The sequence below is a fragment of the Prevotella sp. MA2016 genome, assembly GCF_000619825.1.
Taxonomy (GTDB): Bacteria; Bacteroidota; Bacteroidia; order Bacteroidales; family Bacteroidaceae; genus Prevotella.
Genome location: NZ_JHUW01000007.1, coordinates 14,279 through 40,066, shown reverse-complemented (window position 1 = coordinate 40,066; position 25,788 = coordinate 14,279). Strand labels below are relative to the sequence as shown.

At 45.3% G+C, this 25,788-nt stretch carries 17 protein-coding genes; 10 read left to right on the top strand and 7 right to left on the bottom strand.

Going from position 1 to position 25,788, the window contains the following annotated elements; all coding sequences use genetic code 11:
- Positions 1–19 precede the first annotated feature (19 nt).
- From T360_RS0102630 to lpxA, 8 genes are all read left to right on the top strand, one after another.
- The gene (locus T360_RS0102630; RefSeq protein WP_028911420.1) at positions 20–1,456 is read left to right on the top strand and encodes an HD domain-containing protein; all 1,437 of its coding nucleotides are present in this window, start codon (positions 20–22) and stop codon (positions 1,454–1,456) included.
- Positions 1,457–1,458: 2 nt separating this feature from the next.
- Positions 1,459–3,684 (top strand): alpha-N-acetylglucosaminidase, encoded by a 2,226-nt coding sequence (locus T360_RS0102625; protein WP_028911419.1) that lies wholly within the window; start codon positions 1,459–1,461, stop codon positions 3,682–3,684.
- 31 nt (positions 3,685–3,715) lie between these two features.
- On the top strand, positions 3,716–4,789 hold the full coding sequence (locus tag T360_RS0102620; protein ID WP_036928663.1) for an acyltransferase family protein: 1,074 nt from the start codon (positions 3,716–3,718) through the stop codon (positions 4,787–4,789).
- A gap of 38 nt (positions 4,790–4,827) precedes the next feature.
- Complete coding sequence (locus tag T360_RS15635) at positions 4,828–5,292, top strand: outer membrane protein (protein WP_051523308.1); 465 nt, start codon at positions 4,828–4,830, stop codon at positions 5,290–5,292.
- Positions 5,293–5,466: 174 nt separating this feature from the next.
- On the top strand, positions 5,467–6,642 hold the full coding sequence (locus T360_RS0102610; RefSeq protein WP_028911417.1) for an efflux RND transporter periplasmic adaptor subunit: 1,176 nt from the start codon (positions 5,467–5,469) through the stop codon (positions 6,640–6,642).
- A 31-nt stretch (positions 6,643–6,673) separates the two neighbouring features.
- Positions 6,674–9,934: an efflux RND transporter permease subunit gene (locus T360_RS0102605; RefSeq protein WP_028911416.1), complete on the top strand. Its 3,261-nt coding sequence runs from the start codon at positions 6,674–6,676 to the stop codon at positions 9,932–9,934.
- Between the two features lies 1 nt (position 9,935).
- A complete protein-coding gene (locus tag T360_RS0102600; protein WP_028911415.1) occupies positions 9,936–11,315 on the top strand; it encodes a TolC family protein in 1,380 nt (459 codons plus the stop codon).
- 31 nt (positions 11,316–11,346) lie between these two features.
- Positions 11,347–12,126 (top strand): acyl-ACP--UDP-N-acetylglucosamine O-acyltransferase, encoded by a 780-nt coding sequence (gene lpxA / locus T360_RS0102595; protein ID WP_028911414.1) that lies wholly within the window; start codon positions 11,347–11,349, stop codon positions 12,124–12,126.
- Positions 12,127–12,279: 153 nt separating this feature from the next.
- Here the strand turns inward: lpxA and T360_RS0102590 are convergent, their stop codons facing one another.
- From T360_RS0102590 to dnaK, 3 genes are all read right to left on the bottom strand, one after another.
- On the bottom strand, positions 12,280–13,563 hold the full coding sequence (locus T360_RS0102590) for a DUF4910 domain-containing protein (RefSeq protein ID WP_028911413.1): 1,284 nt from the start codon (positions 13,561–13,563) through the stop codon (positions 12,280–12,282).
- Positions 13,560–14,336 carry an AAC(3) family N-acetyltransferase gene (locus tag T360_RS0102585; protein WP_028911412.1) on the bottom strand — a complete coding sequence of 259 codons (777 nt, stop codon included), beginning with the start codon at positions 14,334–14,336 and terminating at the stop codon, positions 13,560–13,562. Before T360_RS0102585 ends, T360_RS0102590 begins: the two co-directional genes overlap by 4 nt.
- Before the next feature lie 621 nt (positions 14,337–14,957).
- Entirely contained in the window at positions 14,958–16,874 is a 1,917-nt protein-coding gene (dnaK, locus tag T360_RS0102580) for a molecular chaperone DnaK (RefSeq protein ID WP_028911411.1), read from the bottom strand.
- A gap of 183 nt (positions 16,875–17,057) precedes the next feature.
- Here dnaK and T360_RS0102575 point away from each other — a divergent pair, with 183 nt between their 5' ends.
- Positions 17,058–18,470, top strand: a complete 1,413-nt coding sequence (locus tag T360_RS0102575; RefSeq protein ID WP_028911410.1) for a hypothetical protein — start codon at positions 17,058–17,060, stop codon at positions 18,468–18,470.
- 47 nt (positions 18,471–18,517) lie between these two features.
- On the opposite strand, the gene recA is transcribed toward T360_RS0102575, so the two are convergent.
- From recA to T360_RS0102560, 3 genes are read right to left on the bottom strand one after another with little or no spacing between them, the layout of a single operon-like run.
- Positions 18,518–19,540 (bottom strand): recombinase RecA, encoded by a 1,023-nt coding sequence (gene recA, locus T360_RS0102570; protein WP_028911409.1) that lies wholly within the window; start codon positions 19,538–19,540, stop codon positions 18,518–18,520.
- 25 nt (positions 19,541–19,565) lie between these two features.
- Entirely contained in the window at positions 19,566–20,804 is a 1,239-nt protein-coding gene (locus T360_RS0102565) for a saccharopine dehydrogenase family protein (RefSeq protein WP_028911408.1), read from the bottom strand.
- Positions 20,805–20,843: 39 nt separating this feature from the next.
- Positions 20,844–21,449, bottom strand: a complete 606-nt coding sequence (locus T360_RS0102560; protein ID WP_028911407.1) for a DUF6621 family protein — start codon at positions 21,447–21,449, stop codon at positions 20,844–20,846.
- A gap of 204 nt (positions 21,450–21,653) precedes the next feature.
- On the opposite strand from T360_RS0102560, the gene nhaD reads away from it, so the two are divergent.
- Positions 21,654–22,985: a sodium:proton antiporter NhaD gene (nhaD, locus tag T360_RS0102555; protein WP_028911406.1), complete on the top strand. Its 1,332-nt coding sequence runs from the start codon at positions 21,654–21,656 to the stop codon at positions 22,983–22,985.
- Between the two features lie 52 nt (positions 22,986–23,037).
- Here the strand turns inward: nhaD and T360_RS15630 are convergent, their stop codons facing one another.
- Entirely contained in the window at positions 23,038–25,776 is a 2,739-nt protein-coding gene (locus tag T360_RS15630; RefSeq protein ID WP_051523307.1) for an ATP-binding protein, read from the bottom strand.
- Positions 25,777–25,788: the final 12 nt, after the last annotated feature.

Genomic DNA, 25,788 nt, shown 5'->3' with positions numbered 1-25,788 from the left:
ACCTAAAAAGGTATATATAATGAATTTATATAGCGACGAAGAGTTAGCAGAGATACTTAATCAAGACATCTTCCACCAAATCAGTGAGGCTGCAGACCGATTAGGTCTGGAGTGCTATGTTGTGGGTGGTTATGTGAGAGATATTTTTCTTGAGCGACCATCTAATGATATCGATGTCGTGGTGGTGGGTAGCGGTATTAAAGTGGCTGAGGAACTGAAGCGTATCGTGGGGAAAAAGGCACATCTGAGCGTGTTCCGCAATTTTGGTACAGCACAGGTGAAGTTCTGGCAGAAAGGTACTGAATACGAGGTGGAGTTTGTGGGTGCTCGCAAAGAGAGCTATAGCCACGACTCGCGTAAGCCTATCGTAGAGGATGGTACACTCGAAGATGATCAGAACCGTAGAGACTTCACTATCAATGCCATGGCCATCTGCCTGAATAAAGACCGGTTTGGTGAACTGGTTGACCCGTTCAATGGCTTGGCTGATTTGGAGGATGGTATCATCGCTACTCCCTTAGAGCCAGGAATTACTTTCAGTGACGATCCGTTACGCATGATGCGCTGCATACGTTTTGCTACACAGTTGAACTTCCAGATTGAGGAAGAAACCTTTGTGGCACTGGAACGTATGGCCGACAGAATCAAAATCGTGAGTGGCGAGCGCATTAAGGATGAACTCAATAAGATCATCCTGTCGCGCACCCCATCGCGCGGTTTCGTGGATTTGCAGCGCTGCGGATTGCTCAATATCATACTGCCCGAACTGGCTGCTCTGGATATCGTGGAGCAGAAGAATGGTCGTGCCCATAAGAATAATTTCTATCATACCCTGGAGGTGCTTGATAATGTGGCTGCTCACTCCGATAACCTGTGGCTTCGTTGGGCTGCCCTGCTGCATGATGTGGGAAAGACAAAGTCAAAGCGTTGGGATCCGGCCATCGGTTGGACCTTCCATAATCATAATATGATAGGTGCAAAGATGGTGCCCCAGATATTCCGTAGACTCATGTTGCCATTGGATATGAAGATGAAGTATGTGCAGAAACTGGTTGACATGCACATGCGTCCCATCGTGATTGCTGATGAGATAGTGACCGATTCGGCTGTTCGCCGACTGATGAACGATGCCGGTGAGGATATCGGTGACTTGATGCTGCTGTGCGAGGCTGATATCACTTCGAAGAATGAGGTGCGTAAGAAAATGTTTCTTGAGAACTTCAGAATGGTGCGCGAGAAGTTGACCGATTTGAAGGAAAAGGATTATGTACGCTTGTTGCAGCCCGTTATCGATGGTAATGAAATTATGGAGATGTTCCACCTCTCGCCATGCCGCGAGGTTGGTGTGCTGAAGCAGTATCTGAAAGATGCTGTATTAGATAATAAGGTGGAGAATGAGCGTGAGCCGCTGATGGCGCTGCTTATGGCTAAGGCAAGGGAAATGAAACTCGTATAATCATGAAACAGCTACTAACTATTATCGGTATTCTGCTTTCGGTGCAGATGTGGGCTAATCCCGTGGATGATATGCTTGAGCGTATCGACAAAGGAGCCTCGGCTAAGTTTAAAACTCAGTTGATGAAGAGTGATAAGGATTTCTTTGAACTCGACCAGGCTGGCACAAAGGTGGTGATTCGCGGTAATACGTGGGTGAACATCGCCTCTGGCCTTAACTGGTATCTGAAATATTACGCAGGTGTGCATCTCTCTTGGAACCAGATGCAAGCCAAACTGCCTGCCAAGCTGCCTACTGTGAAGGTAAAAGAACGTCATGAAACCGACCTGACGCTGCGCTACGATTTTAACTACTGCACATTCTCGTATTCCATGGCTTTCTGGGATTGGAAGCGTTGGGAGAAAGAAATAGACTGGATGGCGCTGCATGGCGTCAACATGCCATTGGCCATTGTCGGCGAAGAGTGTGTGTGGCGTAATATGCTGCTCAAGTTGGGTTACACAGAGCAAGAAGTGGGAGAGTTTATTGCCGGACCTGCTTTCTTGGCTTGGTGGGAGATGAACAACCTGGAGGGGTGGGGTGGACCTCTGCCACTGTCATGGTACACCCGTCAGGAAAAACTGCAGAAGCAAATTCTGGCCCGTATGAAGCAATTGGGCATGCATCCTGTATTGCCTGGCTATTGTGGCATGGTGCCTCACGATGCTAAGCAGCGTCTGGGGCTCAATGTGGCTGATGCCGGATTGTGGAATGGATTCCAGCGCCCTGCCAATCTTCTGCCTACTGATGCGCGATTTGCTGAAATCGCAACCTTATATTATGATGAGCTTACAAAATTGTTCGGTAAGGCTGATTACTACTCGATGGACCCATTCCATGAGAGTAATGATGATGCCAGCATAGACTACGCTAAAGCCGGTCAGGCTATGATGCAAGCCATGAAACGTGTCAACCCTAAAGCCGTTTGGGTGATACAGGGATGGACTGAGAATCCACGCGAAGCAATGGTTGACGGTATGAAAACCGGTGATTTGTTGGTGCTCGACCTCTTCTCAGAGTGTCGCCCCATGTTTGGCATCCCTAGCATCTGGAAACGTGAACAGGGGTACAAACAGCACCAATGGCTGTTCTGCCTTTTGGAGAATTTCGGTGCCAACGTAGGCCTCCACGGTCGCATGGATCAGTTGCTCGATAATTTCTACAGTGATGGAAATCATAACTCTCAACTTAGAAAAGGCATCGGTTTTACGATGGAGGGTTCTGAGAATAACCCTGTGATGTTTGAATTGATGAGCGAACTACCTTGGCGCAGCGAGAAGTTTACCAAGGAATCCTGGATTAAGAACTATGTGAAGGCGCGCTATGGTGTGGAAGATAAGACTATCGAACAAGCTTGGCTTTTGCTGGCGCAGAGCATCTATAACTGTCCTGCCGGCAATAATCAGCAAGGCCCTCATGAGAGTATCTTCTGTGGTCGTCCTACGCTGAATAATTTCCAGGCTTCATCGTGGTCGAAGATGAAGAACTACTACGACCCGGCCGACACAAGGAGAGCTGCAGAGCTGATGAATAGCGTGGCCGAGAAATATCGCGGCAATAATAATTTTGAGTATGATCTGGTAGACATTACCCGTCAAGCACTTGCCGACCAGGCTCGTTTGCAGTATCACAAAACGATTGCCGACTACAAGGCTTTCAGTCGCAAGCGTTTTGACAATGATGCCAAACGCTTCCTGGATATGCTGCTGATGCAGGATAAACTGTTGGGAACGCGCTCAGAATTCCGACTAGGTCACTGGACGCAGGATGCAGTGAATGCTGGTAACACCCCTGAGGAGAAGAAACTCTATGAGTGGAATGCCCGCGTACAGATAACTACCTGGGGTAATCGCTACTGTGCCGACACTGGTGGTCTGCGCGATTATGCTCATAAAGAGTGGCAGGGATTGCTTAAGGATTTCTATTATGTGCGCTGGAAGGCTTATTTTGATGCCCTTGCAGCCCAGATGAAGGCGCAGACTGAACCACAGCCAGAATTGCTGGGTGGTGGCCCCAATGCTACTAAGACTGCTGCAGAACTTTTCCAGATGGCCTTGCCACAGGAGGTGAAACTCGACTACTATGCCATCGAGGAGCCATGGACTTTGCAGCAGAATCCCTACAGTGCTGCTCCCGAGGGAAATCCAGTAGATATTGCCCAGGAGGTGATGGCATTTTTGTTAAAGTGATGAATGTTCAATCTTCAATGTTCAATCTTCAATGAATAACAAACGTTTATTAAGTCTTGACATCCTGCGTGGTATCACTGTTGCCGGCATGATTATGGTTAACAACGGCTGGGGTGAGTCGTTCGAAATGTTGGGTCACTCTGAGTGGAATGGCATGACACCATGCGATCTGGTGTTCCCCTTCTTCCTGTTTATCATGGGAATTTCATGCTATCTCTCGCTGGTCAAGTCGGAGTTCAAGCCTACTGCACCGGTCATCCGTCGTGTTGTGAAGCGTACAGTACTGCTGTTTGCCATCGGCTTGTTTATCAACTGGTTCGATAATGCCATCTGGGGAGATGTTCTTTGTTTTGACCATCTGCGTATTTGGGCTGTGATGCAGCGTATTGCGCTCTGTTATGGTATTGTGTCACTCTATGCTTTGTTCTGCAATCATCGATACACTATCCACACCGTCATAGTTCTACTATCTGTCTATGCGGCTATCCTGGTGCTGGGCAATGGCTATTCACAGGATGCCAGTGTGAATGTATTAGCACAAGTAGATGTAAACCTGTTTGGTAGTGAGCATCTGTATCATAAGAGTGCTGTAGATCCTGAAGGTTTACTTGGTACTATTTCTTCGGTGGCTCATGTACTATTAGGATTCTATTGTGGTATGCTGATTCGTAAGCGTGAAACCGTAGAACAGAAAGTTTTGGCAATATTCGTAGTTGGCACTGTTTGTGTGATAGGAGGCTATCTGCTCAGCTATGGTTTGCCTCTCAACAAGCGCATCTGGAGTCCAAGCTATGTGCTGATGACATGCGGATTGGCCTCATTGCTGCAGGCTTTTCTGATGTATGTGATAGATATTCAGCAAAAGTCCGGGTGGACTAAGTTCTTCCATGTGTTCGGCGTGAACGCTTTGGCGCTATATGTGTCGAGCGAGTTGCTGGCCATTTTGTTGGGATATCTAGGCTTCTCAGCCTCAGTCTATGATGCTATTCATGCTGTTATCCCAGCACTTAAATGGGCATCGCTCACTTATGCCGTTTATTTTGTGCTGCTGAATTTTGTTATTGGTTTCGTGCTCTATCGCAAGAAGATCTATATCAAATTATGATATATTTTTGTAGTATTAATTTAAAAAAGACTGAGATTATGAAAAAGATTGTTTTGGCAATTTGTGCAGTGATGTTCAGTTTGACATCATTCGCTCAGGTAGGAAAAACCACTGTAAGTGGCCATTTTGATTATTTGCTCGATTCACCTAATAACTGTGGTATCGGTGCTAACATTGGGTATGAGTTTACTGAGAATTGGCGTGGTGTAGCCCAGTTCGATTATTATTTTAACAAGGATCACATGAGTATGTGGAATCCTAATGTTAATGTTGAGTATCTGTTCCGTATCCCTAACAGCCAGTTCATCGTTTATCCTTTGGCTGGTCTGAACGTGATGGGATGGAGCTATGACGAGGGAAGCGACTCTAAGCTTGGACTGAATATCGGTTGCGGTATGGAGTACCCACTCAACCCCAATCTCTCGTTCAAAGTGGAGTACTGCTACAAGACTCAGTACGATGGTCATAGCACCCTGAACGTGGGCTTGGTGTTCCCATTCTAAATGTTAAAAAGTGCGTTGCTCTATTAGCTATAGGCAATAAACGTTAAATTTTCATTCACGAAACTATATCGTAAGATATAATTTTCGTATCTTTGCAACCCGAAAACCCCGCGCATTGCGCAAAGTTTTCGGGTTGAATTGTGTTTTGGATTAAATTAGAGACAAATAGTTAGTATGAAAAGAAAAATGTTTTTGGTTTTGACCGCAGCATCACTGATTCTTTCATCATGTGGTGGTGGCGGTGGTCGCCCCAGCTTTGGCGACAATGAGTATCCTGTTGTAGCAGTTGGTACTCAGAGTTCTACTACACAGACCACTTACCCTGCAACAATCAAGGGTGTACAGGATGTTCAGATTAGTCCTAAAGTGGCTGGTTTTATTACTCAGATCAATGTAAAGGAAGGTCAGACAGTAAGCGCCGGACAGGTGCTCTTCGTTATCGACAATGTTACTTATCAGGCTCAAGTACGTCAGGCTCAGGCCAGCGTGAATACAGCAAAGGCTTCGCTCAATACTGCTAAGTTGAGTTTTGAGAATGCGCAGAAGCTGCATGAAAATGGCGTGATTGGTGACTTCGAGTTGCAGCAGGCTACCAATCAGTACGAGCAGGCTAAGGCTACTGTAGCTCAGGCTGAGGCTTTGTTGGCATCTAATAAGGAGATGCTGAGCTACTGCTATGTGAAGAGTCCCGTTGCTGGTGTGGTAGGTACTCTGCCTTATAAGGTTGGTGCTCTGGTAAGCACAGGTAATGTGCTCACTACCGTATCAAACAACTCGTCGATGGAGGTTTATTTCTCGGTAACCGAGAAGGATGCCCTCGAGATGAGCAAGGGCGAAGGTGGTCAGAATGCTGCCGTATCAAAGTTCCCACCAGTTAAGCTCAAGCTGGCCGATGGTACTTTGTATAATCTGGATGGTACTGTAACCAAAATGAGCGGTGTGATCGACGCTGCTACTGGTTCGGTACAGATGATTGCCCTGTTCCAGAACCCACAGCGCGTGCTCAAGAGTGGTGGCTCAGGTGCTATCGTGATTCCTCACAGCAACTCGTCGGCCATCATCATCCCACAGTCGGCTGTATCCGAGGTTCAGAACAAAAAGTTCGTTTACCTGCTGGGTGCCGACAACAAGGTGAAGTATAGCGAGATTCAGGTTGCTCCACAGAACGATGGTATGAACTACATGGTGACAGCTGGACTGAAGACTGGCGACAAGTATGTGACCAATGGTATCACCAAACTTACCGACGGTATGGAGATTGTGCCCATCACCCCAGAGCGCTATCAGCAGAAGATCGACGAGCAGGCTAAGGCTATGACTGCCGGCGACATCGTTGGTGCTATGAAGTAATTAAGAGTTAAGAATTAAGAGTTAAGAAATAATGACTTTTACGAATTTTATAAAACGCCCGGTACTGTCAACGGTGATCTCTATCCTCATCGTGCTGCTGGGTTTCATCGGACTGGTCTCGCTTCCTATCGAGCAGTATCCGAATATTGCGCCGCCTAACATCGTGGTCATGGGTAGCTACCCAGGTGCCGATGCCGAGACGGTGAAGAATGCCGTGGTTACGCCACTTGAGGAGAGTATCAACGGTGTTGAGGGAATGGATTATATCACCTCAACAGCATCACCAGGTTCGGCTATGATTCAGGTGATGTTCCGTCAGGGTATGAATCCGGATATGTGTGCCGTAAACGTACAGAACCGTGTGAGTCAGGCCACTGCTCTGCTGCCTTCCGAGGTTAACCAGATTGGTGTGCGCGTGGTAAAACGTCAGTCGTCACAGGTACTGATGTATTCACTGACATCCGACGGTCGTTACGACGATGAGTTCCTGACCAACTATAACGCCATCAACATCGTGCCTGCACTGAAGCGTATCGAGGGTGTGGGTGATGCTTCTGGATTCAGCTCGAAGACCTACGCTATGCGTATATGGCTGAAGCCCGATGTAATGAAGCAGCACAGCTTAATTCCTTCGGATATCACAGCTGCACTGGCCGAGCAGAATATCGAGGCTGCACCAGGTAAGTTTGGTGAGCAGGCTCCCAATGTGGCTTACGAGTATTCGATGCGTTATACCGGTCGTTTCCGTACTGCCGAGGAGTTTGGCAACATTATTATCAAGAGTGATGCCAACGGACAGACACTGAAACTGAAGGATCTGGCTAAGATTGAGCTGGGTGGTGAAGGCTACTCGGTATCGATGAAGAACAATGGTGTTCCTTCGGTTATGACTATGATTCAGCAGGTGGCTGGTTCGAATGCGAATGAGATTGCCAAGCAGGTAAAGGCCGAGCTGGAGTCGCAGAAGAAACTGATGCCACCGGGCATGGAAGTGAAGATCAACTACGATGTGACCGAGTTCCTCTATGCATCAATCGAGGAGGTTGTATTCACCCTCTTCATGACACTGGCACTGGTGTTCTTCGTGGTATATATCTTCCTGCAGGACATGCGTTCTACACTCATCCCACTGATTGCCGTACCTGTATCACTGGTAGGTACATTCTTCTTCCTGAATGTGATGGGCTTCTCTATCAACCTGCTGGTACTGTCGGCCTTGCTGCTGGCCATCGCCATCGTGGTGGATGATGCCATCGTGGTGGTCGAGGCTGTGCATGCAAAGCTCGACCAGGGTTACAAGAGTTCTCTTACAGCATCTATCGATGCCATGAACGAGATTTCGGGTGCCATCATCTCTATCACCCTTGTGATGGCTGCTGTGTTTGTGCCTGTATCATTCATTGGTGGTACATCAGGAACCTTTTATCGTGAGTTCGGTGTAACCATGGCTATCAGCATTATTATCTCGGCTGTTAACGCCTTGACACTGTCGCCAGCCTTGTGTGCTGTGTTCCTGAAACCTCACGATAAGGATGGTCACGAAAAGAAGATGTCGCGCGTGGATCGTTTCCACCAGTCGTTCAACGTGGCTTTCGAAACCACAACCGCTAAATACCGTGGTATTCTCGAGAAACTGGTGCGCAAGCCATTGGCAATTATCGGTACCGTCGTTGTGGGTATCGTCGTGCTGGCTGTTACTTTCGTGACTACCAAGACAGGTCTGGTGCCTGATGAGGATACTGGTACACTGTTCTGTACCATCTCTATGCCTCCTGCCACTTCCGAGGCTCGTACCAAAGAGGTCGTGCTACAGGTAGATTCTATCCTGTCGCAGCTTCCTGCTATTAAGAACCGTGAGATGGTTCAGGGTTATAACTTTATCGCAGGTGCTGGTTCCGACCAGGGTACGTTTATCATCAAGCTGAAGCCCTTCGAGGAGCGTCAGAAAGGATTCTGGTGGAAACTCTCTGGTTTGTGGCAGGGCGATGGTATCTATCGCTTCTTCATCAATCCTTACGATGCGACCGGTGTGATTGCCCAGATCTTTATCAAGACAGCTCATATCAAGGATGCACAGATTCTGGCTTTCTCGCCCCCAATGATTCCTGGCTTCTCTGCTAACTCGGGTATCTCGCTGGTTATGCAGGACCGTACTGGTGGCGATCTGAACCGATTCTTCGGCGTGGTTAAGGAGTTCCTGGCCGAGCTGAACAAGCGTCCTGAGTTCCAGTCGGCACAAACCTCTTACAACCCTGGCTATCCTCAGTACATGGTTCATGTGGATGTGGCTAAGTGTAAGCAGTCGGGCATCTCGCCAACAGCTGTGCTCAGCACACTGCAGGGATACTATGGCGGACTGTATGGTTCTAACTTCAACTCGTTCGGTAAACTGTATCGTGTGATGATTCAAGGTTCACCTGAGACACGTATGACGCCCGAGTCGCTTAATAGTATATATGTACGCACACCTGCGGGCATGTCGCCTGTTAAGGAGTTCTGTAATCTTGAGCGTGTCTATGGTCCGTTGAACATCAACCGCTTCAACCTGTTCACCTCTATCAACGTGACAGGTACTGTGGCTGATGGCTATTCTACCGGTGAGGCGCTGAAGGCTATCGACGAGGTGGCTGCTACAATGCTGCCCAGTGGTTATACCTACGACTACTCAGGTCTGACCCGTGAGGAGGCTAAGGCTTCCGACACCACAGGTATCATCTTCCTGCTGTGTTTCATCTTTATCTACCTCATTTTGTCGGCACAGTACGAGTCGTACATCCTGCCACTGTCAGTAGTACTCTCTGTTCCATTCGGATTGGCTGGTTGCTTCTTGTTCACCAACCTGTTTGGTCATGCCAACGATATCTACATGCAGATTTCACTCATCATGCTGATTGGTCTGTTGGCTAAGAACGCCATTCTGATTGTACAGTTCGCACTCGAGCGCCGTCAGACGGGTATGGCCATCTCTTGGTCGGCTGTTCTTGGTGCTGCTGCTCGTCTGCGTCCTATCCTCATGACCTCACTGGCCATGGTTATCGGTCTGCTGCCAATGATGTTTGCCAGCGGTGTAGGTAAGAATGGTAACCAGACGCTGGGTGCTGCTGCCGTGGGTGGTATGCTCATTGGTACTATCCTGCAGCTGTTCGTGGTGCCCACACTGTTCGTTATCTTCCAGACTCTGCAGGAGAAGATCAGTCCTATCAAGTTCGAGGATGAGGAGAATGCTGAGGTTGCTGCCGAGTTGGCTCAGTATGCACATAAAAAATCAGAAGATTATGAATTGGAGAAGTAATATGAAGAAACTCATGATATGCATGTCTGCAGCATTGCTGCTGTCGAGCTGCGGACTCTATAATAAATACGAGCGCCCCGAGGTGGATACCAAGGGATTGATTCGCGACACTAAGTCGCTGACCGATACTTTGGCTGTACAGGATACCACCACCTTTGGCAATATGCCTTGGCGCTCGGTATTCACCGATCCACAGTTGCAGGCACTCATCCAGCAGGGACTTGATAACAATCCCGATCTGCTGAATGCTGCCCTCAATGTACAGATGGTAAACGAGGCACTCAAGGTGGCCAAGTTGGCCTTCCTGCCATCAGTAGTACTCAGTCCTCAAGGCACACTTGCCTCGTTTGATGGTGCTGCTGCCACCAAGTCCTACCAACTGCCTGTTTCGGCCAGTTGGAATGTTGACCTGTTTGGCAACTTGCTCAGTGTAAAGCGTTCTGCGCAGATGCAGCTGATTGCTACCAAGGACTACCAGACAGTGGTAAAGACCAATGTGATTTCTGCCATTGCCAATCTGTATTACACCCTGTTGATGCTGGATCGTCAGCTGGAGATAGTTACAGATATGGAACAGCTCACTAAGGAGACTTGGGAGAAGATGCAGTTTATGCACGAGAATCGTGCGGGATACCGTTCTACTGCTGTTCAGAGTGCAGAGGCTGCCTACTATCAGGTGCAGGCACAGCACGTTGATTTGGAGCGTCAGATGCGCGAGACTGAGAACTCACTCTCATTGCTGCTGGGTCAGCCTGGTCAGGCCATCCCTCGTGGAAAGTTTGCCGAGCAGAGCTTGCCTACCGAACTCTCAACAGGCGTAGGCATCCAGATGTTAGCCAACCGTGCCGATGTGCATCAGTACGAGATGTCGCTAGCACAGTGCTTCTATGATGTGGAGACAGCCCGTAGCAGATTCTATCCTAACATCACAATCACAGGTACTGCTGCTTTCACCAATAATAATGGTGTGGTAAATCCAGGAAAGTGGTTGCTCTCGGCTGTTGGTTCACTGGTTCAGCCTATCTTCCAGCACGGACAGATTGTTGCAGGATTGAAGGTTGCAAAGATGCAGTACGAGCAGGCTTACAACAAGTGGCAGAATGCCATCTACAAGGCTGGTAATGAGGTGTCTAATGCACTTGTTGCCTACAACTCTTATGCGCAGAAAGCCGAACTTGATGGTAAGCGTGTGGCAGTATTGCAGAAGAATGTCGAAGACACCAAGCGACTGATGGAATCATCGAGCAACACTACCTATCTCGAGGTTATCACTGCTCAGAGTAATCTGCTCAATGCCGAGATTAGTGAGGTTAGCGATCAGCTGTCGAAGATGCAGGCAGTTGTAAGTCTCTATCAGGCCCTAGGTGGTGGCGCAAAATAAATTGATAATTGATAATTAAAAATTGATAATTATGGCAAGCGACATATCCCCCAAAGCTGAGATTTCACCTAAGGCGAAGATTGGCGACAACTGTAAGATATTTCCTTTCGTATATATCGAAGACGATGTGGAAATAGGTGATAACTGTATCATCTTCCCATTCGTCAGCATTCTCGATGGTTCACGCATAGGTAAGAACAATAAGATTCATCAGGGTTCGGTTATTGCTGCCCTGCCACAGGATTTTAACTTCCGTGGTGCCAAGTCGTATGTAGAGATTGGCGATAACAACGTGATCCGTGAGAATGTGGTTATCAACCGTGGTACCTATCGTGACGGTGTGACCAAGATTGGTAGCAGCAATTTCCTGCTTGAAGGAACTCATATCAGTCACGATACCAAGGTGGGCGACCACTGCGTATTTGGCTATGGTGTGAAGATTGCTGGCGACTGCGAGGTTGGCAATGGCGTCATCTTCTCAAGTAGCGCCATCCAGAATGCCAATACCCGTATCGGTCGTTGTGCACTGGTTCAGGCCGGTTGTACCTTCTCTCGCGATATTCCGCCATTCATCGTGGCTGGTGGCAAGCCTCTGGCTTATGGTGGTCCTAACACCACTATCATGAACGAGGCAGGTATTGATCCTAAGGTGCAGAAGCACATAGCCAATGCATATAGACTGTTGTTTCATGGAAAGACCAGTGTGTTTGATGTTATTAATCAGATTAAGGATCAGGTGCCTGATGGGCCTGAGATTCGCGACATCATCACCTTCCTTGAGAATACTAAGAGAGGTATTATGTGTAAGTAACTTCAAGCAAATTCACTGAATTTGCTCTTCAAATACACTGAATTTGGTGACCAAATTCAGTGTATTTGTTTTCTATTCTAAATACTTTTTTAAGACGTTCGGAAATAGTAATCTTATCTATTGGTGGGTGTTACTTCACTTCTTCGTCAACTACTATAACTCACAAACAAGTAAATTATTGGCTATGAGTTTTTCTATAACAGGAATTAACTGATCTATAGGTGAGCCTATAATGTCTGAAATACCTATTAGGTCATGTTCTCCATCTGCATAAGCTATAAAGTTGGTCATAGCTTTCACTGAATCGTATGAACCTTTTTGGCTAATGGTTGGATACAAACCTCGTTTACCAAGCTGTGGTTCTCCTTTGCAAGTCATTATATAGTGATAGTTATGCTCCAAGGCATTAATCACTTTGACCATCACATCATAAGCCCCTTGTAAACCCTCTGGAGAAATCAAGTCCATGTTGTCTGCTGATGTATGATACTCAGGATATTCACCATGTTTACTTCTGCAAAAACCGCATACTGGCAGGTTAACACCGGAAGAATTGTATTGACGTTCGTCTGAACCACGTTGCAAGAAAGTGTAATTTTTGTACTCGGGGTAGTGGAATTTTAAAACATTTTTGATTACACGGTCTGCTAGTGTGTTTGCATACTTCGTTGAAATATATGAGTATGTACGGTCATCCCCAACGCAGCTTAGAACAAATCCTGCTTTTACCCGTGCCTTCAATGTGTCAATATTTCTGCTAAGATATGTTAGTGAGCCAATAGTTTCAGGAATAAATACAAAGCGGTAGGTATAGCGATGGTTGGGCATTGCTTTAATATACTTGATGAGTTCTGCTTGTACAACTGGGCCTGAAAGTTCATTGTTGGCCATAGATGGGTGACAGAGATAAGTAGAAAATAGAATTTCGTCTTCCGTCTCTCCGGGGATGATGAGTTCTCCATATGTCAAACTTCCTTCTTCGAGTGTACTATCTATTACAACCTTATACTGATTATCTTTAAGTGTTTTTTTCTGATTCTCGCTCATACAGAATCCCCAACGTTCTTTGTAATACGAGGTGACATAGGGAATCCAGTCAGGCTGTTCTGGTTGAGTATAAATATGATTTAGTAGTTCCTCTCTGCTTATCACTTGGTCAATAGGGACAGAATAACCTAGAATGTGAAGGTTCGTGTCCTTAAAATCAACAACCTTCTCACCATTTATTCGGTATATACCACCGCCTTTACAGTTCCACTCCTTTGGTACCGTCCAATCAAATACTTGAGTTCCTGAAGGAACTTCAAAAACATTAATATCAGGTATATCTTCTCTGATGATTCCTAATGAATCACGGAAACCATTACCAGTGATACTACGACAGATGGGAAACATTCTTTTTGCCATCTGATACATAGATTGTCCCACGTTGTTCATTGCCCTTTGTATTTACAGAGTTTCTTACTACGATTATTTCTTATATCATCTTCAATTAACGGAACGGTTGATGCCATATCAACAATCCAAAAGTTTATCCCATTTATTCTAATCCTATTCGAAAGTCCTTTTTCTTCAAATAGTTGCCCCATCTCATACATATCAGTAACTACATCCAAATCAAGATCTCTTACGTACATTGAATATGACTTGATAGAAGAAGTACCATCTTCTTCTATATATTCACCTGTAAAAACCTTTTCGTATCTATATGGTGTTCCTATCTTTTGTTCAATATAATGTATGAAAGTATAGCACTGGTTGTAAGGTACATCAATGATAATATTTTTAGCTTTTACCTTTTCAAAATATGCAAAAGGAGAATCTGATCCAAATGATGTTATGTTATTCATACTACATAATAGCTCTTGATCTTTTCCAGCTACAGCAAAAGAATAGATAGGATGCTTTGTTCTTTTGAAATCGGCTCTTTTAAGAGCTATCTCGCCCAAACATCCTGTTTTACTCTTTGTCTTTTTGTAGTTGAATGCAACGTTATGACAAAAATCCCAATTGTATGTGGGAAAAACAACAGTTCCATTCTTGCCTACTACTTTAATTATTTCATCTATAAAAGAATTAATATCAAATTTATCACCGTTTTCAAGGCATGTGGCAAATAAATCTGTTATATCAGAGGAAATAAAGGCCACGTCCCCATCTTTCAATCCCCATTTTTGAGGAATGCTTTTATAGCTTATATATTTATCCATAGTTTTTAATTATTTGAAAATTAAAAATAGTTCCTTCCTAAATTAGTCCCAGTCCCCAAAACAGAACTCGTAACATTCATACCTTTGGTTTATGTTGTACACCTCTGAATATGTAGTGCTCCACCCTCTTTCTACACCACTCTATATCTCAATGAAAGTATCATCGGCATGGCATTGTAGGATGTAAGTGCAAAGTTACAAATATAAATATAAATTTATATAAAACAAGTGTTAATTTAATATATTTTAGTATTACCTCTTGACCTGCATTATTTATGGTGAATCTGATGTTGCTTCCTTGGGAACAAAATTCGATGATTGAATTTCATGGTTTGGATTTAATTTACAATTGTATTATAAAAGCATTATTTGTAAAAACAAGGATATTTCCCGTTATTTTGTAGAGCTAAGCACTATTGATGATATCAATAAACAATATCTTAAGAGAAACATCAGATATCATAAGTATAATTGATTTACTGATGCAATTCTTTTTCTAGTCAACGATGATAATATCAATTAAACAAGAGAAATTCAATAATTAGTATAAAGTGAAAAATCCGCGTAAACACTTGGTTTACACGGATTTTCTTGTTGTTTTTCTTTCGTTATTTATGAAAATTACTTCACCTCCTCGAAATCGGCATCCTGGATGTCCTCGGGCTTAGCACCGCCCTGCTGAGACTGCTGCTGACCGCCCTGGAACTGATCGCCACCAGGCTGACCGGCTGCGCCGCTCTGCTGGTACATCTGCTGAGATGCATTCTGCCAAGCTGCGTTCAGAGCTGCGATGGCTGTGTCGATGGCTGCAACGTCGCCTGCCTTGTGGGCATCCTTCAGCTGCTGCAGAGCCTTCTCAATCTCTGGCTTGAACTGTGCAGGAATCTTATCGCCAAGCTCCTTCAACTGATTCTCGGTCTGGAAAATCATTGAGTCAGCCTGATTCAGCTTGTCAATACGCTCACGCTCTTTCTTATCGTTCTCGGCATTCTGCTCAGCCTCGGCTTTCATGCGGTTGATCTCGTCCTGTGACAGGCCAGATGAAGCCTCGATGCGGATGGCCTGCTCTTTACCAGTAGCCTTATCCTTGGCAGATACCTTAAGGATACCATTGGCATCAATATCGAATGTTACCTCAATCTGAGGAATACCACGACGTGCAGGAGCAATACCTGTCAGGTTGAACTGACCGATACTCTTGTTCTGAGAAGCCATTGGGCGCTCACCCTGCAGAACGTGGATGGTTACCTCTGTCTGATTGTCAGCAGCGGTAGAGAAGATTTCGCTCTTCTTGCATGGGATGGTGCTGTTTGACTCAATCAGCTTGGTCATGACGCCACCCATGGTCTCGATACCCAGTGTCAGTGGAGTAACGTCGAGCAGTACGATGTCGCCTACGCCACCTTCCTTGTTCAGGATAGCACCCTGGATAGAAGCACCTACGGCTACTACCTCGTCGGGGTTAACACCCTTTGAAGGCTCCTTACCGAAGTAGTTCTTAACCAGTGTCTGCACAGCAGGGATACGGCTTGAACCACCTACGAGGATAACCTCGTCAATATCAGAGGTGCTCAACTTGGCATCTGACATAGCTTTCTGACATGGAGCCAGACAAGCCTGAATCAGGTCGTGAGCCAGCTGCTCGAACTTGGCACGAGTCAGAGTCTTAACCAAGTGCTTAGGTACACCAGCTACAGGCATGATGTAAGGCAGGTTAATCTCTGTAGAAGTAGAGCTTGACAACTCAATCTTAGCCTTCTCAGCAGCCTCTTTCAAGCGCTGCATAGCCATAGGATCGCTCTTCAGGTCGGCACCCTCGTCGTTCTTGAACTCCTGTACCAGCCAGTCGATGATTACCTGGTCGAAGTCGTCACCACCCAGGTGAGTATCACCATTGGTAGAGAGCACCTCAAATACGCCACCACCGAACTCCAGGATAGAGATATCGAATGTACCACCACCCAGGTCGAACACAGCAATCTTCATATCCTTGTTGGCCTTATCTACACCGTAAGCCAGTGCTGCGGCTGTAGGCTCATTGACAATACGCTTAACCTCAAGACCTGCAATCTGACCAGCCTCTTTAGTAGCCTGACGCTGAGAGTCAGAGAAGTAAGCAGGCACAGTGATTACGGCCTCAGTAACCTCCTGTCCGAGATAATCCTCGGCAGTCTTCTTCATCTTCTGCAGAACCATAGCCGAGATCTCCTGTGGAGTGTACTTACGACCATTGATGTCTACACGTGGGTAGCCACCCTCGTTGACTACAGTGTATGGCACACGATTGATCTCTTTCTCAGTCTGCTGCCAGTTTTCACCCATGAAACGCTTAATAGAGTAAACAGTGTTCTTAGGATTGGTGATGGCCTGACGCTTGGCAGGGTCACCGATCTTACGCTCACCGTTATCAACAAAACCAACTACTGAAGGAGTTGTGCGCTTACCCTCGCTGTTGGCGATTACTACTGGCTCGTTACCTTCAAATACGGCAACACAGCTGTTGGTAGTTCCTAAGTCAATTCCAATAATTTTTCCCATAATTCTTATATTTTTTATTATTTATACTCAATTTGTCACAATTTGGATTGCAAAGCATGTGCCAAAATGGCCTTTTAGGCTAAAAATGTTTTTTATTACGTCATTTTGGCACAAAATATTTGGATATTCATTCGAAAAACTCTATCTTTGCACACAGAATCTATATTATAACTATCGGTAGTGATGAAAAAAATGTTTTTTACCGCCTGTATGGTGTTTGCCTTCCTGGCAGCCCCGGCCCAGAATAACTCCTATATTGTGAAGACTAAGGGTGCTACTAAAAGTGCTCAGAGTCACATGGCAGATGAAATAGCCGAAGCCAAGGAGGAGGATGAGGAGAGTTCCAAGGATTTCATCAGCCAGAACTTTCGTTTCTACAGTCTGTGCGACTGGGAGGAGGGTATGAAGTTTATGGTGATGCCAGATAAGTATGATTTGGTGGTAAAGACTTTTACCAACGTCTCTACAGGTAAGGAGGTGAACAACCTGGCAATGAAGTATAAGATCATGATTTATAAGGGCCATTCTGAAAGTAAGGATGGTCATGCGCTTATCAACTTTGTTTGTCAAGATGATGGCAAATCTTATTATTATGAGATAGGTTATGGCTCTTTTGAAGACTACTGCTTCCAGAAGACAGGTGTTCCCACCTTGGCTTATCTTGGTGATGTTGATATTGCGAGGGAGAAATTGACTGATAAGATACTCTATACCAAGACTAAGTACTATCGTGTAGATACTGAGTATGATGGTGAGGGTTTTGAGGATGTAGAGGTAGATCAGGATATGGAGGTGAAAGTGGTTGCCGTAGGTGTGGGTTCGCGTAAGTATCCTGTTAAAATTGTGGTAGAGGATAAGGATGGCAATCAGTTCTATCAGAATGTAGCTATGTCGAGAACAAACTGTGGCATGCGTGCAGATGAGTTTGTGGCTGATGAGGCTCGCCATCTTTTTAATAACTCTTTTGAGCTTCAGGATGATGTAATGTCTATCAGTAGTCGTAACTATAAGTTGTATATAGGCAAGGTGATACACACCAAGTTGCCTATGAAGATGCTGAGTGAAGTTTACAATAAGATGCAGTCTATTCCTCGTCTGGCAGAATATGTAATTGAATCGATAACCCCTCATAAGGGAGATGATATGGCTACCGTCAAGTTGAAGAATACCACACTTGGCACTTTTTTCTTTGCCGACTGCTATCTGGATCAGTATAAGTCAGAACGAGCACCAGAGAAGTTCTTCGGTGTGATGTTTGCGCCAGGTCCAGGTAAGAAAGTTGTTACGAGTGAGGCTTCGCGTGCAATGATTCGTCAAGGCCATGTTGGTATCGGCATGAGTGAAGATGAGGTTCAGATGGCAGCGGGTGAGCCCGATGAGGTTGAAACTGGTCAGGGTGGACAGTACTTCTGGATTTTCCAGCGTTCTAACGACAAACTGTTGTATGTAGAGTTTGATGGCTCGCGAGTGGTTAAGAAGACCAGCGTGAAAGATGGAGCAGAAGTTAGAAAGAATGGTGGAAAGAAACCCAAAAAGAAGGTACAGCCAGTGAAAGGCTGGATGGGTGGAAAGAGCTCATCTCAAGATGAATACTAAAAAAAATCACCTCTAAAAATGAGGTGATTTTTTTTAGTAGAAATGCTTTATTGCTTTTCTGCGATGGCTTCCATAATTTTTGCTTCGAGTTCTTCGCAAAGCTCAGGGTTATCTTTAAGCAAGGTCTTGACAGCATCACGGCCTTGAGCCAGTTTAGAGTCTTCATAGCTAAACCATGAACCGCTCTTCTTGATGATGCCATACTCAACACCCATGTCAACAATCTCTCCAACTTTTGAGATGCCTTCACCAAAGGTGATCTCAAACTCGGCCTTGCGGAATGGAGGAGCAACCTTGTTCTTTACAACCTTCACTTTTACCAGGTTTCCGATGATATTGTCGCCGTCCTTGATAGCTTGCGACTTACGGATGTCAAGACGTACAGAAGCATAGAACTTCAAGGCGTTACCTCCAGTAGTGGTCTCTGGATTACCAAACATCACGCCAATCTTCTCACGCAGCTGGTTGATAAAGATACAGGTTGTATTTGTCTTTGCCACGGTAGAGGTGAGCTTGCGTAGCGCTTGGCTCATCAGGCGTGCCTGAAGTCCTACTGCAGAATCGCCCATATCGCCCTCAATCTCCTTTTTAGGTGTCAAAGCTGCCACAGAGTCGATAACGATGATGTCGATAGCGCTTGAGCGAATCAGCTGATCAGCAATCTCCAATGCCTGTTCACCGTTGTCGGGCTGTGAGATATAGAGGTTATCAATGTCAACCCCTAAGTTGGCTGCATAAAAGCGGTCGAAAGCATGCTCGGCATCAATGAATGCAGCGATACCACCTGTTTTCTGGCATTCGGCGATAGCATGTATGGCCAGTGTTGTTTTACCAGACGATTCTGGACCATATATTTCGATGATGCGTCCTTTGGGATAGCCGCCAACGCCTAATGCAGCATTCAGACTTATTGAACCAGTAGGTATTACTTCTACATTTGTGATCTGTTCGTCTCCCATGCGCATGATTGAGCCCTTGCCATAGTCTTTTTCAATCTTTGACATGGCTGCCATCAGCGCTTTCATCTTCTCCGTCTGAGGCTGCAAAGCCTCTTCTTTTTCTTTTGCCATTGTTTAATGTCTTTTGGGTAATAATTTAGAGTTCTAAGTTTCCGTCATGAATCTCGTGCCAAGGCAGTCCCTGTTTGTTAAGCTGCTCCATGAATGGGTCTGGATCAAACTCCTCTACGTTATGAACACCTGGCTTGTTCCACAATCCTTTGCAGAACATCATAGCGCCAATCATTGCAGGAACACCGGTGGTGTAGCTGACACCTTGCATGCCAGTCTCCTCATAAGCAGCGCGGTGTGAGCAGTTGTTATATACATAGTAGGTATGCTCTTTGCCATCGTTGCCTATACCACGGATGCGGCATCCGATAGAGGTCTCGCCCTCATAGTTTTCACCCAGATCCTGTGGGTTAGGCAGTACAGCCTTCAAGAACTGCAGAGGTACAATCTTCACCTTAGCGGTACCAGTGCCATCGGCCAATGGAGCCTCGTACTCAACCTCGTCGATACGGCTCATGCCAATGTTCTGAATCACTTCGAGGTGCTTCAGATACTGCTGACCGAAAGTCATCCAGAAACGGGCACGCTTGATAGTGGGGTAGTTGATAACCAAACTCTCGATTTCTTCGTGGTGCAGCAGGTAGCTGTCACGTGGACCAATGTTTGGGTAAGTGAGGTCTTTGTGAATCTCCAGCGGTTCAGTCTCAACCCATTTGCCGTCTTCCCAGTACAATCCCTTCTGGGTGATCTCGCGGATATTGATTTCTGGATTGAAGTTGGTTGCGAAAGCCTTGTGGTGATCACCAGCATTACAGTCAACAATATCCAGATATTGAATCTCCTTGAAGTGATGTTTTGCAGCATAAGCAGTGTAGATACTAGTTACGCCTGGGTCGAAACCGCAACCGAGAATAGCTGTGAGTCCGGCTTTCTCAAAACGGTCGCGATAGGCCCACTGCCATGAGTATTCAAAGTGAGCCTCGTCCTTTGGCTCGTAGTTGGCAGTATCCAGGTAATTGCATCCGCATGCCAAGCAGGCATCCATAATTGTCAGGTCCTGATAGGGCAGGGCCAGGTTGATAACCAACTCTGGTTTGAAGTCGTTGAACAGTGTTTTCAACTGTTCCACATCATCAGCATCTACCTGAGCTGTCTTGATGTCCATCTTATATCCGGCCTTGTGGATGTCGTCCACAATTTTATCGCACTTTGCTTTTCGGCGACTTGCAATCATAAACTCTGTAAACACGTCAGCGTTTTGAGCGATTTTAAATGCAGCAACGGTAGCTACGCCACCTGCGCCAATCATTAATACTTTTGCCATAGTCTATATTTTTTTATTTCTTCAACTCTTCAATTCTTATCATTCCTTAATCTCATCGGCTTTGATGCCAAGAGCTGCCATCAGCGAATAACCCAAGATCTCCTGACGGTAATTGCCGCCAGCCTGTGGCTGCATGGCAAAAACGGTGATACGTTTGTCTTCATCGTCAGCCTGTCGTAGTGTTTCGCGTACCTTATTATATATATAAGCATCTTCGGCATTAGGTATCACCATCACACGTTTGATGCCTTTTTGTGTGCATATCAGTTCCAGAACCTCGCTGAAGAAATCGTTGGTCTTGGCATATTCTTCGGCTTGATATGCATTGATGGTAAACTCGCCCAGGTGGTCTTTGAAAGCCTTACCGCTAAGGTCGTTGACGTAGTTGCCTGGTACGAAGTTGTTCATCTGTTGTTTGTCTTTTGAGTGAATCAATATCACCTGTATTTCGTTTTCGCCTTCTCTGATGCCTCCATCGAGCGCAATGCAGTCTAGCCATTTTGCAATATCCGCTTGTGGAATGCGTCTGCCTATCATCCGCTCGAAGTTTACAATCAGATTAAATGTGACATTATCCACATAGTCGGCATCTACCAAAACTATGTTTTCACTCCACTTTACTTCATTATTTAGTTCGTTGTTCATATGGAGTGCAAATATACAAACTTTTTTGTTAAACAACAAACTTTTCGTGTTTTATTTGGTTTTCTTCTCACTTATTCGTACCTTTGAGCTTTGCTCTAAAGTACTTTCGTTCGAGAAAACTCAAATAATATTTGGTTTTCTTCTCACTTATTCGTACCTTTGCAGGCAAATTTAAAACAATAATTAAAAAGTATTCTAAACAAAATGTCAACATTAACAATTCTCATTGTCGTGGTGTTCTGCATCGGCTATCTTTGTATAGCGCTTGAGAGCCTGACAAAAGTTAATAAGGCGGCCATAGCGCTGCTGATGTGTGTGTTATGTTGGACGCTGCTAATGCTCGATCCAATATCGTATTATCCTAACTTTATAGGTAGTGATGTGCTACATCATATATCCGATGTTATTGAACATCATCTAGGTGATGCTGCTGGTACCTTGTTCTTCCTGATGGGTGCCATGACCATCGTGGAGATTGTGGATTCCAATGGTGGTTTCAATTTCGTGAGAGATACGCTGAAGACCCGTTCTAAGCGAAAGCTGATGTGGCGAATGGCTTTTATGACATTCTTCTTGTCTGCTATCCTCGACAATCTGACCACATCTATTGTGATGATTATGGTACTGCGCAAATTGGTACAGAGTCGTAACGACCGTCTGATCTATGCTGCTTTGGTGGTTATCTCTGCTAATTCAGGAGGTGCATTCTCGCCTATAGGTGATGTGACAACCATCATGCTTTGGATCAAGGGTGTTATTACTACTCAGGGTGTGCTTACCGAGATTTTTATTCCTTCGTTGGTTTCTATGCTGGTGCCTGCTTTTATCTTGCAGTATCAGTTGGACGGCAAGTTTGACAAGGAGCAGAATCTGCCAAAAGCTGATGTCAGCATGTTCACAAAGTCACAGCGTGACATTATCTTCTGGCTTGGTGTCGGTGGTCTTTGTTTTGTACCTATTTTCAAGACAATCACTCATCTGCCTCCTTTCATGGGCATCCTGCTCGTTTTAGGTCTGCTCTGGACAGTAACAGAGATATTCCATTATAGTGCATCTGATGATGATACGATGGCAAAACGTGTCAGCGATTTGTTATCACGTATCGATTTGTCAACCATCATGTTCTTCCTTGGTATTCTGATGGCAGTGGCAGTATTGCAGGAGGTGGGCGTGCTTACCCTGTTGGGTGGTGTGCTTGATAGCACTTTCGAGGGCAACCATTTCTTGGTGACTGGTATTATCGGTGTGCTTTCTTCTATCGTTGATAATGTACCTTTGGTAGCAGGTTGTATGGGTATGTATCCTGTTGCTGCTACTGGCGATATGGCTATTGATGGTATCTTCTGGCAGTTGCTGGCCTATTGTGCTGGTGTGGGCGGTTCAATGCTTATTATCGGTTCGGCCGCAGGTGTCGTAGTAATGGGCTTGGAGAAGATTACTTTCGGATGGTATATGAAGAGAATCACCTGGGTGGCCTTTACTGGTTATATTGCAGGTATCCTGGTTTATTGGCTTGAGCGCATGCTTTTTTTCTAAACCTCTGATATATGAATAAAGAACCCTCGCTAATTGGCGAGGGTTCTTTATTTTATTTCTGTGGTATCCACATCCAGAAGGTTGATCCATGTCCTTCACCTTCTGACATCACGCCTATCTTACCATTGCATCGTTCGGCTATTGCCTTACAGATGCTCAGTCCTAATCCTGTGCCTTGTACAAAGTCGTTCAGTTTTACAAAGCGCTCAAACACGGCCTTCTGCTTGTCTTTAGGAATGCCGGCACCCGTATCCTCGCAGTAGAAGTATATACCGCCATCTTGCTCGCGATATCCCACCTTGATATGTCCTTCGTGGGTGTATTTGATAGAGTTGGTGGTGAAATTGGTGAGTACCTGCTGGATGCGTCCCTTGTCGAGTGTGGCTGTAAAGGATTCGTAAGGATTATCCTTGATAAACTCCACTCCTGCTTCGTCCACGCGTTGAGCTAGTGTCTGACAGATATCATCAAATACTTTGGAGAAGTCAACTACCTCCGGCTTGATGGCAAGCGACTGTCCTACATTTGATGCTTCAAGGATATCATTGATGAGTCGCATCAGCATGTCGCAGTTGTTGCGGATAATGCGAATAAACTCCATACGCTCGTCGTGCTCCTCTACGACAGGCAGTAAGTCGCTGAAACCAACGATTGCATTCAGCGGTGTACGTATCTCGTGCGTCATATTGGCAAGGAATGCTGCTTTCATCTTTCCAGATTCCTCTGCACGACGTGTCTCGTCTTTCAGTTTCTGTTGGGCTTCCATGAGTGTATTGATGTCACGGGCCACACCGAAATACTTAATCAATCTACCATCTTTATCTACAGTGGGTATGCCACTGATAGCATACCACACGGGCTCCGACCTGCTTGCAGTATGCTTGAAGTGTATGGTGGTATTATATGGTTTGCATAAAGCCATAGTTTGGCGCACCTCTTTGATACCGGATTCCCGATACTCGTCGGTAGCACCGGCAAAGAATTCTTCGATACTCTGGGTATAGTCTGACTTTCTACCACTGCGACTGAAGTGGATGATGCCTTCGTTTGTATAGTAAGTCCATACGAACATGTTGCTGTTTTCAAGCAGATATCCCAGTTGCTCTTCATAGAATTGTATGTCTTCGGTTGTCTTTCTGATTTCGATGTCGTGTTTGTGCTGTTCCAGATACATATGACGTTCGGCAGTCATGTCGCGAGCCGTCACCACATACATCTGGATCAGCCCATTTTCATCGAATGTAGGACATACCTTTATTTCAATGTATTTGTAGATGCCTATCTCGGGATAGAACATCCGCTGGCATACGTGAAAATCCTCATTGACGCCCTTCTGATACTGACCTTTTATCAGTGGAACGTCAAACAGGTTCATCTGTCGGAAGAATGTTTCGCCATCCAAGTCGAATTCGCAAAGAGCAGCCATTCGGCGATTGACGTCAATCAGTTTTCCGTCTTTATCATAGAATGACATGGCAATCAAACCATATTTGAAGATGTTTTGATATTTACTTGCTATTTCTTCATTCATGCGCTCTTCCTGTACCTCAATGGTATAATCTCTGAATGAGGTGACGATGTAACGCGGTTTTTCTTCAAGGTATTCTACCACAGCGTGGCCCTCTATCCAGTGCCAGTCTGGCGAATCAATCGTTCCTTTGTTAAACCGGCGCTTTAGATAGCCAAGGTCTTTCTGGCCTTGAGTCATTTGTCTCATAGCTTCGCTGAACTTTCCTTTCTCATCTTCTGGCAGTCTGCTTATAAAGTCGGTATAGCTCATACCTTCTTTAGGTAGCATGTCGCCATATCTGTTTTTCATCAGTTGTGTCTTGGTGTCGAATTCTATCACATAATAGTTTCCTGAGTTTAGCGCTTCAGTCATCATCTGATTCAGGTCTATTGATTTTTCGACAGCCTTTTTCACTCTTATGCGCATCATGTGGCTGAAGAGTAAGATGACTATTGCAGCTATGACGATGGCTATGAGCAGGATGAGTGCCATAGGTGAGGCATCGTTGTGTACGTTTTCCGGGTGGAACCACTTATCGTATATCTTTTGGATATCGCCAGATTGTTCCAATCGTGCATAGGTTTCATCAATGTCATTTATCAGCTCCTTGTCATAGCCTACGATGCGTAGCTCACCAGTGGGGATATCGGTCTCATCGAATTCGATATCATCGATATTCAGTTCCCTCACCTTCATCTTCAGTGGCTGCTCTCCCCACATGTAGTACTTGTATTTTCCGTTTCTGATACCCATCAGTGCTTCGCGTGGCGAGTGGAATTCTGTGGTGAATACCTTATTTTTTTGTTCCGATATCTTCAGCGACACGTAGTCGTTCTTCTTCAGTGTCAACGTGTCGTTCTTTCTCAGTTGACTGATACGTCTGAGCGGGCGAGTGGCTCTCAGTCTGACTGCTAATACCTTATAATATGTAATCAGGTTCTGTGTATATTCGAAAGGTGGCCGATCGTATTGTGTTTTAAGGCCATGAATCAAGTCGGCTTCGTGATTTTCGAAAGTCTCAGTACATTGGTACCACTCTTTCATAATGTACTTGTGCGGGATGCTCAACTTGTCGAGTATGATGTTGAGTAGTTCGATATTATATCCATCGGGCTCTCCTAAGTCGTTTCTGAATTCATAAGGTGGAAATTCCCAGTCGCTTACAATGATAAGAGGCTTATCTGTGGTATATTCACGGATATAGTTGGCCTCTGCATCTTGCACGTGACATATGGCGAGTATGCTAATAATAGCAAGTATAAATATCTTTTTGGTCATCATATATCAGTTTCT